A 13,119-nucleotide genomic window follows, 5' to 3' on the forward strand; every position below is an offset into this window, starting at 1 on the left:
TATAATATAATATTCTAATTGTGAGGTTAATTTTCCTGAATAAAGTTGTTAGCCCGAGCTTAGTAAGATATCAATATATGTTTTTCGGTGAGGAAAATTTTTTTCTCCACACTTTTTGTATCAAACTAAATTTTTCCTACCGCCACAAAAGCTTTTATACTTGAATTGCTAATAAGCTAACAACTTACAGGCTAAGTTGTTTAATGAGCAATAGGGATCGCTTTTCCTACCGAATTATTCATCAAGGCTAGTTCTATTAAAAATGGAGCTTTGATGACTCCTGGTAAAATCTCCGATTTACCGGGATATGAATCGCGACCAAACAAACAATAAGCACTCCATTGAGAATTATGATACAATGGGGACATGATAACATTGAGTTGTTACTGTGGCCGGGCAGATCGTAGACCAAATTGACGCTCGTTGGCGTACTGTCGGGGACTGGCAAGAGTCTAGATAAGTGCCACTCAAGCAGTAAACCTAAATCGTGAGGTTTAGGAATCTCCCGTTATAATCTTTGATTTAACGGAAGAGGATGTCAATAAAAATGTTTTGGTATTGTGACTAGAGTGAGTAACTGGCTTATAAGCCAGTTACTCACTCTAGCTAGTTATAAAATTTACCAATTTATTTTAATTTTCCCCGTGCCTCATCCACTATTGTTTATTTTTCCTAGAATACCCTCAGCTAGAGTTAGGGTATTCTAAATAGAATAACAAATTTCTGCAAAAAGTCGATCAGCTACTTCAGTTTTTAGGAAAATTTGACGATCGCGGTCAAATAACATCGAACCTACTTGGACCTGTTTTTGACTATGATTAAAAATATAAGCTTGACTACGTTCCTCTATACGGTAGGCGATCGCCCCATATACCATATCCACCCAATTCTTTTGATTATCTTTATCTAAACTCCGTAGGATTTTCAAAGCAGCTTCGGCAGTAGTACAAGCAAAAATTTCTTGTAGTACAGAGGTGGGCAAACCTATATTTGCACAGTGAGCTGTTAAAATTTCTAATCGTCCGTCAGCCAGATGATGATGAGTATGAAAAATCCCACCAGCCAACTTAATTAATTTGCCATGATAGCCTAACAATAAAATAGACTCTACTCCAGCAATAGCAGCAGCTACTAACATTGGGCCTAACCAGTTAGCTGTTTTAATGGTCTGTTGTGGTGGTATGCCCATTTTCCTAGCTAGGTCTAAACCATTTTCTCCCACACAAAACACCAAACAACTAAACTGTGCTGCCTTTTTTTGTAACTCCTCCCGATAAGCATCAAGTTGTCCAGGCACACTCAAAGGTTGAGAAACTCCAGTAGTGCCCAACAAAGAAAGTCCTTCAACTATGCCAAAAGCTGAATTAGAAGTCCGAGTTGCCAGTTGACGTCCCTCCGGTAAGATAATAGTCACTTTAATTTGTTCATTAAAATTTAGCAGAGGTTTCAAATTTTCTTGTAGCAGTCGTCGTGCATAACTATAGATAGCTGCTTCCCCATTACTAATATTATGTCCCACTCCAGCGCCACCCAAAATCACAATTTGTTCTGAAGCGTCACTTATAGAAAATTCCCCTAATTCTACCATTGCCCACACAGGAGTATTGCGAGTTAGATCGAGATTATCACCGGGATCGGAGTGAGTAATAGCTAAAGCAGTATTAGTTTTTAGCAAGACCAACTGTTGTATGGGAATATCTACAATTTTTGCTGGTTCAATTAAATCTATTGATACAGTAGACAAAGATGGGACATCTTGATGTAGGCATTGTAGGGCAGCTACTGCACTTGCACAAGCAAAGACGGGAAGAGTATACCCACAGAGAGGTTCAGGAGTTATCATAGTGAACTAAGATAATTTTCTTATTATACTATTACTGGAAAAAATTGTTGCTATTAGGCTTAGATGGGAAAAAAAGACTGGTCACAATATCCTGGTCGTTTAGTCAAAAGTTATGCAGGTTTACCGGGGGTAGGTTTAACAATAAGTGGTTTTTTACTTGGTGCAGCTGCACTTATACCAGGAGTTAATATTGCTGGAAGTATTATTCTCGGAATAGGAGCAGGTATTGGAGGAGCATCTATTCTTGGGGGAGCTATTTCGGCAATTCCTCAAGAGCTTCGTGAAGCAGTAAAGTTAGTAGGAAAATATGAAACTCTAGATAGTCTTGCAGATATCGATCCACCACTTTATAAAATTGGTATTGTTGGAATAAGTAGATCGGGTAAAAGCACTTTAACTAAATCCTTTTGCCGAATACCTGAAGAGAAAAGAGAAGAGGGAAAAACAGAAGGAAAAACGACTGAACTTTATGTGTATATTTATGGACTTTTTTTATCTCCAAAAGAAAGTGTTATAGTCAACAATACAAAATTTTTGGGATTTATTGACGGTGATGGAGCAGCTTATTATCAACAATTAAAAATAGCTCAAGAATCAGATTTTCTTTGTGTTGTTATGGATCATAATTCTATAGGTAAAGAATCTCATAAAAATCGGAATATTGCTCAGATAGATAAAGATAGATTGACAAAGCATGAAGAATTTCTCGATCAGATATATCAACACTTAAAGAATCAAAGAAAAGAAAATCCTCTTTCACGCATTCATTTTCTGCTCAATAAGAAAGATTTTTGGAACAAGAATGGTTCACAAAGTAGTAATGAGCTGGAGAGCTGGTTTGAAACTCATATTAATAAATGGCGCGATACAGCTATATTTACAAAATCAATATCTTTTGATTATCACTCTAATCAAGAAGTAGAATATATGCAAAAATTTGAAAGCGAGATATTAAATGCACTTACTGCAGAAGATGCCTAAAGAAAACCCAATATTTCCCATCGTAATTGAAAATTCTCCGATTGATTTTATTTTAATTGGATTAAAAGAAGATGATTTATGTGTTTTAGTAAAAAATGATAAATTGACTATTGATTTTATTGGTGAATATATAGCTAGATACGAAAATAGAGAAAAGCCGGAACCAAATACCTGGTGGAATTATTTGTTGAAATTATTTCATGTTTTATCTTCTGCAAAAGTTTATTGCATTAAAAGTTATGCTATAGAAAATCTACTGAATAAAAATGATGAAAGAAGTATAAACTATATATTTTGTTGGCGGGGTCGCTGTCGGAAAAAAGATATTTATTCTGTCAAAGAAGTTTTAAATTTGCAGATACAAAGTATACAGTTATCTCTGATAAATAATGATAAAGAAAAGTTGATTTGGCATCTTGCGCCAATAATTTATAAATGCACGCAAATAGAAAATACTAATTTTTTATACAACATTTTCTAAATGATAATTATGGAGTCCTCAGGAGTCAGGAGTCAGGAGTCAGGAGTTATATTAAATCCGGTAGCATTGGTGTAATTAGATGGGGAGATGGGGGACTCACCCCTAACCACTCCCAGGAGGGGAATGTGGGGAGATCGAGAAATATTTGGTAATGGTTGAAGATAGAACATTTTTTTTTATACCGAATTAAACGGATTTGATATCAAGAGGGAATAATATCATGTTCGGTTGAATAGTTATAAATAAAAATGGAGGAGTAATGAGTTATGAGTAATGAGTTATGAGTAATGAGTTATGAGGAGGGAATTTTAAGCTATAAATGAAGAGAAAGTTTTTTGCGAAGCGCTCTGATCCGGACATGATATAACTTGTTTCCATTGGTGGCCTCAAACTAGGGCTGTTCAGTTATAAGCGATCGTCAGAACATAGAGGTAGTTGGCGATCGCCATCTTTTGGGCCATAAAATTTGAAGACTTCTACTGTAATGATTCTGGCTTTATTATAAGTGATCATCCGAACATGATATTATTTTACCTGTTCAAGTAAACTTGATGGTAGCAGTTTTCCTCAAAGTGGAAACCAGTAATTAAACCTATCATTTGCTGTTGTTTCACTTACTCCGAATTGGATACCCAACAATTGAAATGTTGTCAATCGTTGGGATAATGCTGTTTATTTGGCAGGTTATGTGGTAGAATGCACTTTCAAAGTTATTATACAAAAATGTATTGACTATAAAACTTGTCGAAAATTAAGCCACAATTTAATAAAACTTGAAAGTGAAAGTATTGAAATTTTACGGATAACTTATCCCAGTCTTAATTCTAAACTGCCAGTTTCCTGGATAAACGATACAGTTTTAGAAAAAGATCATCCAAGGCGACGTTATTTTAAGTCTGGTTTGTGGAATAAAGAGCGGGCAACAGAGGCAGTTGAACGAGCAAAAAAAATCTATGAAATTATTCTCAATCTAATTTTAGATGGTAAGATATCTAGCGAGGAGCTTTAAATGATTGATATAAATTTCGGTAAAACATTTGACAAAGTACAAGAATGTTTTGAGGAATCTTCCATAAAAGACCAACTAGAATCAATAACTATCATTCGCGATGTTGAGGGAAAAATTCGACTTTTCTTGGAACCGAAAAATAGCAACCCTGAACTAGATAACCTAAAACAATCTCTCAGTCAAAAACTCGGTTCCTACTATGGTGAAGATATTTGGCTACCAAAAGGTGAAAAAGATAGTTATAAAAAATTGATAGATATCATCGAGGAAGAAAGAGTTCTCGCAGAATGGGATGATGGAAGTAAACCTCGTTGGTATGTGTTAGAACGTCATGTTGCTAAACAAGCATGGACAAATCAAAAAAAAGAAGTTGAACCTCTTTGGTCTCAGGAGGAAGTAGATGAAGGTCATAAACCAGCAATAGTTTCATTTTTTTCCTTCAAAGGTGGAGTTGGTCGCACCACAACATTAGTAGCAACTGCTCTGACATTAGCTCGTCATGGTCATCGGGTAGCTATAGTCGATTTGGATTTAGAATCTCCTGGTATATCAACTATTTTTTTCCCAGATACAGAGGATAGTGTTTCTGGTGTGATTGATTATTTGTTGGAAAAAAATATTCAAGGTGACAATTGGAAACTCCGTACTCATTTACAACGAGTTAACGATCCGAAATTGTTGGGAGATCGCGGAGAAAGTTTGAATGTACTACGAGCAGGTAGTGTGGATAATAACTATCTGGAAAAGTTGGCGAGACTTGATTTCCAGAATTTGCTAGATCTAAATAACCAACTGCCAAAAACCTGGCATGATATGTTTAGAGAACTCAATGCAGCAAAAAAGCTAGACTTTATTTTACTGGATACCAGAACAGGGTTTCACGATATTGGTGGGTTGGCGATCGCTGACTTATCCCATGTAGCAGTCATTTTTGGCACTCAATCTCGTCAAAGTTGGGCAGGTTTAACTCATGTTATTCGTCGTCTAGCAAGACCTTTAGCTCCTGAACCGCTGCCAGTTTTGCTTGTCCATGCTCTAGCTCCGGGATTAGGTGTACCAGGAATGGAGCAGGAACTTAGAGATTTTCGAGAGGAAGCTTACATTGTTTTTCAAAAAAATTACTATAGGGAAGAAGATGTTCCTAACTCCAACGATCTAGAAGCTAATTTTTACCCAATAATTATAGATTGGCAAAGTGATTTGCGTAAAGAAATAAGTTTATTTGAGCGAGATTCTACTCCCGATGAGGAGCGTCGTTTGTCAAATATTATTAATGTTTTAACAGGTCAACCTTATCAAGAACTTGCAGAAAGACTTTGCAGTATTTTTCAGCGTAAATTGAAGAAATAAAATCAGGTAGGAAAATGACTAACTTTGATAAAAAAAAGCTATTAGAAATTATGGCTAATGTTGCACCAGGAGAAGGTAGAGCTGAACATGAAAGTAATGATGAAAAGATATTCCTCAAAAATTTTTTACCCTTACCTAACTACCGAATGGCTTTGGAAGTTGACACATTTTTAATATTAGGTGGCAGAGGTGTTGGTAAAACAGAATTTTTTCGTTTACTAGCAAACTCTCCTGGTCGCCAAGCTTTAGTAAAAAACTTAAATATTAGAGGTTTACCCCCTTTAGAAAGAACAATATGGATTGCTGGATATGGTCGTACTAAGACTGGGGAAAAAAAATTTCCTGCACCAGAAATAACAGAAAAATACATGAAAGACAAGGATAGAATTGATTGGCGTATTTTTTGGATAGGATTAATAGTAGGAGTAATATTTCAGCAGGAAAAAGAATTATCAAATCATAGTTGGGGTGAGGAAATACCAGAGGAAATTCGAGATAGTTTAACTAAAAATTTATCATTACTTTCCCGCTGGTTTCCAGATGCTCACCAGAACTTTGAAAGTATCAACTATGCTTTGGATAAATTAGATGAGGAATTGTTGGCAAGTGATCGCTGGTTATTTATCACTTATGATGAACTAGATCGAATTGTTCCTTCTTATATAAAACTGGGCGCTCCTATCGCCGAACTATTAGCGTTTTGGCTAGATAGATGGCGTCGTTGGGAACGAATTAGACCCAAAATATTTCTACGCACAGATTTATTTGGAGAAAATTTTTTAGGATTTCCAGATGCTTCTAAACTCAGTGGACATAAAATTAGTTTAGAGTGGAAAACTTCATGGTTATATCAAGTATTTGTTAAGCGTTTAGCTAACTCTAGAAAAGAAATGAATGATTATTTACAAATAGTTCCTGGTTTAACTTCAAAAAAGGATGAAACACTAGGCATATTGCCAGCATCAGATGAGTCTTGTTTTAAATTATTAATGGAAAAAATTGTCGGAGTATTTATGGGCAATAATTCTAGAAAAGGTTACACTTATAATTGGATTCCTAATCACCTTCAAGATGCCAAACGTAGCATTGCTCCACGCTCTTTTTTAAAGCTATTCTCCTTAGCAGCAAAACGTAGATTAGAAAAATTTGACGAAAAAGATTTAGCAGAAAATCGCTTATTAGAACCTTCTGACTTACAAGGAGCTTTAATGGATACTTCTCAAGATCGAATAGAAGAACTTACAAAGGAAGAATACCCCTGGTTAGATGCTTTAAGAGAAGAACTCAAAGGTTTAACACTTCTAACTGAAGAAGAAAAATTTCTCAAGTTACTAAAAAAGACAGAATGGAATCAAGAACCACCTTCTAGGAAACCCCAAGAAATTTTAAAATACTTAGAACAATTAGGTATTGTGGAAATTCGTCACTCAGATCGGCGAATTAATATGCCCGACATTTATCGATATGGTTTTGAAGTTAAACGCAAAGGTGGAATTAAACGTCCGAAATAAAACAATTATTTTTCTCCTTCTAAATACTGAGTTTTAATTTGAGTTTCACTCATCAATTTTTCCCTTGTTAAATATTGAGTTTCAACTGCTGGAGTTCCACTCATAAATTTATTATCAGATTCAAGTGGCAATAAAATACTTGATGCTTCTTTCACTTCCGAAATTAATGCTTGTCCACTACCATTAAATAAACGAATAACTGCATAAGAAATCAACACTGGTGAAGCTAAAATTAAAGCAGCTATCATTCCCACTGGTGCTACTAATTGATAAACAATTAAAGCAGTAGGTTGAAATTCTTCATATTGGGAAAAAACCCGCGATAACCACCACACCAATAATGCCATTACCGCAAATCCGAAAAGAGTAACAATTGAAGGTACAATAAAAGATAAAAATACAGCCATTAGTGCAATTAAAGCACCCCAACCTTTAGCAACAATTTTCTCTGATAGGTCAGAAACCATAATAGTTCCATGCACAAACCAAATCATAAATCCAAATACTAATGTAATTGCTGACCCTGCCAAAAAAATGTTAACGCCTTTAATAAAAAGTTGTTTAACTTCATCGTTATTTAAGATAGGTTGTTTTTGGTTGACCATTTTTTTAATTCCCTAGCCTCTAACCTTTTAGTATACCTTATACTGCTTATTGACATAGTGATCGCCATCTCCATAAAGCATACAATTCACATTTCGCACCACAAAATGTAGCATAAAAATATAAGTCAAAAGTTAAGAAAAAAATTATGGTGGTCAATAGGAGTTAACGATTCAATAAGTATTTATGCTTAATATTTAACTAAGAATTTGACTCTTGATCGAGGTAAATGAAGATAATCTATAAATTATATAAATACCTAAGCAACCTCAGAATTTTATACTAATTTTCATATTACAAATTGAAGTGCGGAATGTGGGTTTAATTGATGATACGCCCTAGAAAGCATTAATAAATTTTGCAATATAGCAATGTGCGCTGGCATATTTACAAATTACAGGAATTGTCCAATAGCTAAAATCTTATATTATTCGCTTTTTCTTCCCCCTATTGCCTGTTGCCAGATGAGCTGTTGCCTGCGCGCAGCGCTATAGCTTGAACCTAATCAGGAAAAAAGAGAATCTGGTAAATATAAGCGAGCAGGAGGACAAGAAGGTCGGATGACTTTATCTATCCTATAAAAAACACGGCCAATCCATGCTCTGCCATAAAGACGTAAAAATCGCTCATCTAACGAAACACTAGGATGTACCCGCCTACCACTGCTAATTTCCACTTTAGGCCATCCCTCAAACTTAGTGTAGATAGCTTGTATGATAGATTCAATGATATTTATAGCCAGAATACGCCCCTTACAAACACGAGGGCCACTACCAAAACCGATCCATTGGTAGGGGGGAGGACTATTTGAGCAGAAATCTTCTGGATTAAATTGTAAGTCAGTTTGATCAGCAACTTCAACATTAATATGATAGGGCACATCCTTACCATCAGCTACCCGAAACATGGTTTGTAGAACAGGGTACTTACAAGCTATTGCCAAAATCACAGCTCTCAGATATTTCTCATCCTTAACAGCACGTTCTAGAATTTCTGGATGGTCTTCATATTCTTGAAAAATATTAGTAACAACCTCAGCAATTTCTAAAGCAGGGGTGACAAAAAATTCCATAATAATAGCTGTTAACCATTCTTGCATTGATAAAGAATAAGTAACTCTTAACTGAACCAAAAAATCCAAATTGCTACTATTTTTCCCACCCTCTTCAAAGAAGTGGGCAAGATGTTTACACCATTCCAAACGTTGTTTCCAGTCAGGGTCTAGATTTTCTGTAAAGCAACAGCAAATATCTTCAATCAGGTTGTATAGAACTTGCTTAGTATTTAACTCCCAGCTATCATCCTTTGTTTCAACATCCAAAATAGCACACCACATTATATCTACAATCAAGGAACGCAAAATGCTATCCTTAACTGACTCTTCCCCTAAATTCGGTAACTTATACACTTGCGTTCTAGCGATCGCTCCACATCTGTCCTCAAGCTCAAAGTGGGACATAATGGCCTTAAACCCCTGCATTATTCGCTGCCAACTAGGGGTATCAGAACCGCTTAAGTCAAGGGGTAAGAATGGGTAGACAAAACCAGCAAAGAAATATTCGATTCCTACTGGACGAGAAGGTTGTCTGATGATATTTTTTTCAGTATCGGCAAACTCTTTTAATGTTGTTGGTAAAACATATTTTTCTGACTCCATCACGGTGACTTGAGTATAGCTGTACTTGCCTCGAAAATAAATTCCCCATAATATCCTAAATCCACCTAATAAAGATTTCATCTGTAAGTTTGTGAGCAAGGGATGTCTCCAGGGAAAACTTAAGATTATCAAGGCCAAAACTGTGGTAGTGATACTAAGTAAAATGAATATACTGAGTAATTTCATTTTGTTATTTATTTATAGTAATAATTTGGCAATCTTACCAATCATAAGGTAAGCATTTCCTGCGGAATGCTGCGCAAACAGCTATTAGCCATCAGCTATCAGCAATAAGACCCTGTGCTTAAGAAAGGGGTTTAAATGAATATAGACTTTGGAGCTGACTTTTGTAGTAAGATTTTTCGTTTCTCAATTAAGAAAGTTTTTATCACTAACTAAAAGCAATAGCTGTTAACGCAGTTCCGACCATAGGAGGCTAGCTGATAGCTGACGGCTGAATGCTTACATCATAAGTACCTGTGACAAATTAATTTAACATTTACATAACTGAAGCATTTTTAGTTCTAAAAACTATATATTTCTAAGGTTATATTTTTTGCCTACTACAAATAATTTAGTGCCTTTACCTAATATTATTTCCTCCCAATTACTCCTAATAAAATAGCAACTTCCATAACATCAAAAAAATAATTTTTTCAGGAAAAAATCAATGCACTGAAATTTATTACAACCAATTTAGGAGTAATAAATTAGTATAGCACTCCTAATTTTATAGAATCAAAAAATTATTTTTTCCTTTTGAATAAATACATTGACTCGTACAAGTTTCATCAATTCTAACTGCTACAAGTCCAGGAATTTTATTTTCTAATTGCTCATAAATCCATTTAGCGATCGCTTCACTGGTAGGATTAACTAAGCCTGTAGTTTCGTTTAAGTGATAGTGGTCTAAATAATCATCAAGTAGGGGTTTTAGATGTTTTTTTATATCTCCATAATCCATAATCATTCCCTGCTTTCCACCAGAATTTACTAATTCATTACCAGAAACATAAATCACACCGCGCCAAGAATGACCATGTAATCTTGCACATTTCCCATCGTGATTAGGTAGTTGATGAGAAGCTTCAAATCTAAATTCTTTACCTATTATCCAAGTTTCTGAGTTAGATTCATTTTTTAGAGTTTGATCTTTTTCCTCTTTTTCTTTCATTTAATACCATTGCTTTTCAGTTATCAGTTATCAGTTATCAGTTATCAGTACCTCCTCAAATTTAAGTTTTTTTTCCCTTATTACTTATTACTTGCTCCTTCCTTCTTATTACCGAATAATTAACTAATTAATAATTAAATAATTCGGGCCTTGAAGCCTCCCCTTGGATAGGGGAAAAAAGCGGTCGTTTGCGCAGCATTCCGTAGGATGGGATGGCGAGGTCTCGGAGCCATATCCAATCGACTCCTGTGAAGAAATAATATTTCCTTACATTCAATCAAGAGCGGTTTTAACCAGAGGTAATTATCAATTATCCATTATCAATTATCCATTAATGAATTCCTACTTCTTCCTTCTTCCTTCTAATTTAATAACCAATACGCAAAGAAAGGAAATAAAAGTTTTAAAAGGGAGAAAGTTTTTTGCTCGCTGATTATTCAGACAATAATATTATTAGTTATCAGTATCTCTCGTTTCAGCAAGAGACAATAAAATCCGAAATTTCTTTTTTTTATTTCCGGTTGTCCTAGTAATGGTGAAGATATATGTTTTTTAATTTATTCCCACACTGCCCACATCTCCCACACTCCCCACAACCAGGTAGTTATAGAGAATGAAACAGCTCAGATTATTTCCTATTCCCTGTCTACAAATTCCAACCACCAGAAACTTCCAAAATTTGCCCTGTAATATACTCAGAATCAGGGTTAATAAAAAACCAAACTGCATGATTAATTTCTGCGAGTCTTGCAGGTCGTTTTGCTGGTATTTTAGGAACCATTTTTTCTACATCAAAAGAGTTTTCAGCTATTCCTGGCGATACTACATTAACAGTAATTTTGTATTTAATTAGCTCTTGAGCTAGAGACTTACTATAAATGATTATCCCTGTTTTAGCAATTGCATAAGCCGTATTTGTCTTTCGTGCTACCACATTTTGAGCATAAGCGCAAGCAAAATTAACTATTCGTGCTCCATGAGCTGCTTTGAGATAGGGAAGTGCTGCTGTGGTGACATAGAAATTGGAATTGAGATTAGAGTCAATAACTTCCTGCCACTCTGCTATGGAGATTTCGCTGGTAGGTTTTCCTAAAAAGTTTCCTACATTATTAACTACTACCGATAAACCTCCTAGTTTTTCCACTGCATTTTCTACTAGAAACTGAGCTTGTTCTGGTTTGGTAATATCTGCTTGTAGAGCTACAGATTTTACTCCATAAGTAGCTGCTTCTTGAGTTGCTTGGTTAGCTGCTTCTACGCTTTTGTTATAATGAAATGCTATATCAAATCCTTTACTAGCTAAGTCGAGAGCGATCGCTCTCCCTATTCCCACTGCAGAACCTGTTACGAGTGCTTTTTTGATCATTAATAGAATTGCTATTTTAACTTGCCAACTCAAAGCTTAGATACTCCCGAACATTCTACCTCTTCTAGAAGTTGAGCGATCGCTTTTCCTGATACTGGGTCTATCCAATTAGGAGCTATTTCTGCTAGGGGTACGAGAACAAAAGCTCTTTCTCTCATCCGAGGGTGGGGGATTTGTAGATTTGGAATATCTAATATTAAATCATCATATAAGATTAAGTCTATGTCTAGAGTTCTAGGTCCCCAATGTACTAAACGTACTCGCTTAAATTGTTTTTCTATATCCAAAATAATTTCTAACAATTTTTGAGGAGTTAATTCTACTTTTAATAATGCACAACCATTCAGATAATCTGGTTGTTTTGGACCAATAGGTTTAGTCAGATACCAGCTAGAATAAGTATTTAAGGTAATACCTGGAGTTTTGGATAAAGTTTGGATTGCATTTTCTAGAATAGTTAAAGAATCACCAAGATTGCTACCAAGAGCAACAGCTACATTATTTTCTTGTTTTTCTTGTTTTTCTGATTGACTGAAGTGAACTTGATGAGACATTACTGGTGGATTTTTGACCTTATTTTTTGCTGAATTAAATTTAGAAAAACCCATAAGAAACTACCCAAGTTTCTCATCAACTAAACCGTGTTTAATTGCATGATGCTTGTGATAGTTTTTTTCTAGCTTACTATTGATATTATAGTAAACATTCAGCGGTCAGCTATCAGCCATCAGCTATTGTTTTTTTTTAGTTCTAGATAAAAGCTTTACTAATAATATTGAGTATGATAATTAAATTTTACTATAAAAACTGGCTTTAAAGTCTATATATTAAAATCCCCTCATGAGAGCTGACAGCTGACAGCTAACAGCTGTTTGCCCAGCATTCCGCAGGAAATGCTTAAATATTATATTTCTTAACTCTGACTTTTAATGAATAAAAAAATCCCAGAAGTTATTAAATATCTAAGAACTCCCCAGGCCATTCGAGAAAGGTGTAAGCCCATATTTAATCTTGCTTTTGACACTCCTCCGGCTGAAGCGCGGAGGATTCTTCGTTCTACGACCCTGGTTGCTGAGACAGGATTTCTCCAACCTCAGTAGTGCCAGAATTTCCCGAAGCGTTAGGATCATCGATCCAAGTTCCG

At 35.3% G+C, this 13,119-nt stretch carries 14 protein-coding genes; 6 read left to right on the plus strand and 8 right to left on the minus strand.

From position 1 onward, the window contains the following. Positions 1–200 precede the first annotated feature (200 nt). Both F6K23_RS14280 and cbiD read right to left on the minus strand, forming a co-directional pair. A complete protein-coding gene (locus F6K23_RS14280; protein WP_293156384.1) occupies positions 201–368 on the minus strand; it encodes a hypothetical protein in 168 nt (55 codons plus the stop codon). A gap of 335 nt (positions 369–703) precedes the next feature. Beyond that, the gene (gene cbiD, locus F6K23_RS14285) at positions 704–1,843 is read right to left on the minus strand and encodes a cobalt-precorrin-5B (C(1))-methyltransferase CbiD (RefSeq protein ID WP_293156387.1); all 1,140 of its coding nucleotides are present in this window, start codon (positions 1,841–1,843) and stop codon (positions 704–706) included. A 63-nt stretch (positions 1,844–1,906) separates the two neighbouring features. On the opposite strand from cbiD, the gene F6K23_RS14290 reads away from it, so the two are divergent. Then, the gene (locus tag F6K23_RS14290) at positions 1,907–2,824 is read left to right on the plus strand and encodes a GTPase domain-containing protein (protein WP_293156390.1); all 918 of its coding nucleotides are present in this window, start codon (positions 1,907–1,909) and stop codon (positions 2,822–2,824) included. After that, positions 2,817–3,305 carry a hypothetical protein gene (locus F6K23_RS14295; RefSeq protein ID WP_293156393.1) on the plus strand — a complete coding sequence of 163 codons (489 nt, stop codon included), beginning with the start codon at positions 2,817–2,819 and terminating at the stop codon, positions 3,303–3,305. Before F6K23_RS14290 ends, F6K23_RS14295 begins: the two co-directional genes overlap by 8 nt. Before the next feature lie 567 nt (positions 3,306–3,872). Here F6K23_RS14295 and F6K23_RS14300 read toward each other — a convergent pair. Beyond that, positions 3,873–3,959: a transposase family protein gene (locus tag F6K23_RS14300; protein WP_367267702.1), complete on the minus strand. Its 87-nt coding sequence runs from the start codon at positions 3,957–3,959 to the stop codon at positions 3,873–3,875. Between the two features lie 34 nt (positions 3,960–3,993). Between F6K23_RS14300 and F6K23_RS14305 the strand changes: the two genes are divergently transcribed. The 3 genes from F6K23_RS14305 to F6K23_RS14315 are packed head-to-tail and all read left to right on the plus strand — an operon-like array spanning position 3,994 to position 7,175. Beyond that, positions 3,994–4,314: a hypothetical protein gene (locus F6K23_RS14305; protein WP_293156396.1), complete on the plus strand. Its 321-nt coding sequence runs from the start codon at positions 3,994–3,996 to the stop codon at positions 4,312–4,314. Then, positions 4,315–5,664, plus strand: coding sequence for a KGGVGR-motif variant AAA ATPase (locus tag F6K23_RS14310; RefSeq protein WP_293156399.1), 1,350 nt, complete (start codon positions 4,315–4,317; stop codon positions 5,662–5,664). A gap of 14 nt (positions 5,665–5,678) precedes the next feature. Continuing rightward, positions 5,679–7,175: a P-loop ATPase, Sll1717 family gene (locus tag F6K23_RS14315; protein ID WP_293156402.1), complete on the plus strand. Its 1,497-nt coding sequence runs from the start codon at positions 5,679–5,681 to the stop codon at positions 7,173–7,175. Between the two features lie 5 nt (positions 7,176–7,180). Here the strand turns inward: F6K23_RS14315 and F6K23_RS14320 are convergent, their stop codons facing one another. The 5 genes from F6K23_RS14320 to folK form a co-directional block, all read right to left on the minus strand. Continuing rightward, entirely contained in the window at positions 7,181–7,780 is a 600-nt protein-coding gene (locus tag F6K23_RS14320; protein ID WP_293156405.1) for a hypothetical protein, read from the minus strand. 503 nt (positions 7,781–8,283) lie between these two features. Then, on the minus strand, positions 8,284–9,516 hold the full coding sequence (locus F6K23_RS14325; protein ID WP_293156408.1) for a cytochrome P450: 1,233 nt from the start codon (positions 9,514–9,516) through the stop codon (positions 8,284–8,286). A 649-nt stretch (positions 9,517–10,165) separates the two neighbouring features. Next, positions 10,166–10,609 carry a 6-carboxytetrahydropterin synthase QueD gene (gene queD, locus F6K23_RS14330; protein WP_293156411.1) on the minus strand — a complete coding sequence of 148 codons (444 nt, stop codon included), beginning with the start codon at positions 10,607–10,609 and terminating at the stop codon, positions 10,166–10,168. Positions 10,610–11,255: 646 nt separating this feature from the next. Further along, entirely contained in the window at positions 11,256–12,008 is a 753-nt protein-coding gene (gene tmpR, locus F6K23_RS14335; RefSeq protein WP_367267700.1) for a bifunctional dihydropteridine reductase/dihydrofolate reductase TmpR, read from the minus strand. Next, positions 12,005–12,529, minus strand: coding sequence for a 2-amino-4-hydroxy-6-hydroxymethyldihydropteridine diphosphokinase (gene folK / locus F6K23_RS14340; RefSeq protein WP_293156433.1), 525 nt, complete (start codon positions 12,527–12,529; stop codon positions 12,005–12,007). Before folK ends, tmpR begins: the two co-directional genes overlap by 4 nt. A gap of 375 nt (positions 12,530–12,904) precedes the next feature. Here folK and F6K23_RS14345 point away from each other — a divergent pair, with 375 nt between their 5' ends. Then, positions 12,905–13,075 carry a hypothetical protein gene (locus F6K23_RS14345; RefSeq protein WP_293156414.1) on the plus strand — a complete coding sequence of 57 codons (171 nt, stop codon included), beginning with the start codon at positions 12,905–12,907 and terminating at the stop codon, positions 13,073–13,075. Positions 13,076–13,119 lie beyond the last annotated feature (44 nt).

The organism is Okeania sp. SIO2C9 (assembly GCF_010672455.1).
In the GTDB taxonomy this organism is placed as follows: Bacteria; Cyanobacteriota; Cyanobacteriia; order Cyanobacteriales; family Microcoleaceae; genus Okeania.

Coding starts and splice junctions, on each gene's coding strand:
- F6K23_RS14315 (WP_293156402.1), top strand. CDS start 5,679: ATGACTAACTTTGATAAAAAAAAGCTATTAGAAATTATGGCTAATGTT.
- queD (WP_293156411.1), bottom strand. CDS start 10,609: ATGAAAGAAAAAGAGGAAAAAGATCAAACTCTAAAAAATGAATCTAAC.
- F6K23_RS14345 (WP_293156414.1), top strand. CDS start 12,905: ATGAATAAAAAAATCCCAGAAGTTATTAAATATCTAAGAACTCCCCAG.
- F6K23_RS14290 (WP_293156390.1), top strand. CDS start 1,907: ATGGGAAAAAAAGACTGGTCACAATATCCTGGTCGTTTAGTCAAAAGT.
- F6K23_RS14280 (WP_293156384.1), bottom strand. CDS start 368: ATGTCCCCATTGTATCATAATTCTCAATGGAGTGCTTATTGTTTGTTT.
- folK (WP_293156433.1), bottom strand. CDS start 12,529: ATGTCTCATCAAGTTCACTTCAGTCAATCAGAAAAACAAGAAAAACAA.
- F6K23_RS14310 (WP_293156399.1), top strand. CDS start 4,315: ATGATTGATATAAATTTCGGTAAAACATTTGACAAAGTACAAGAATGT.
- F6K23_RS14325 (WP_293156408.1), bottom strand. CDS start 9,516: ATGAAATCTTTATTAGGTGGATTTAGGATATTATGGGGAATTTATTTT.
- F6K23_RS14320 (WP_293156405.1), bottom strand. CDS start 7,780: ATGGTCAACCAAAAACAACCTATCTTAAATAACGATGAAGTTAAACAA.
- cbiD (WP_293156387.1), bottom strand. CDS start 1,843: ATGATAACTCCTGAACCTCTCTGTGGGTATACTCTTCCCGTCTTTGCT.
- F6K23_RS14295 (WP_293156393.1), top strand. CDS start 2,817: ATGCCTAAAGAAAACCCAATATTTCCCATCGTAATTGAAAATTCTCCG.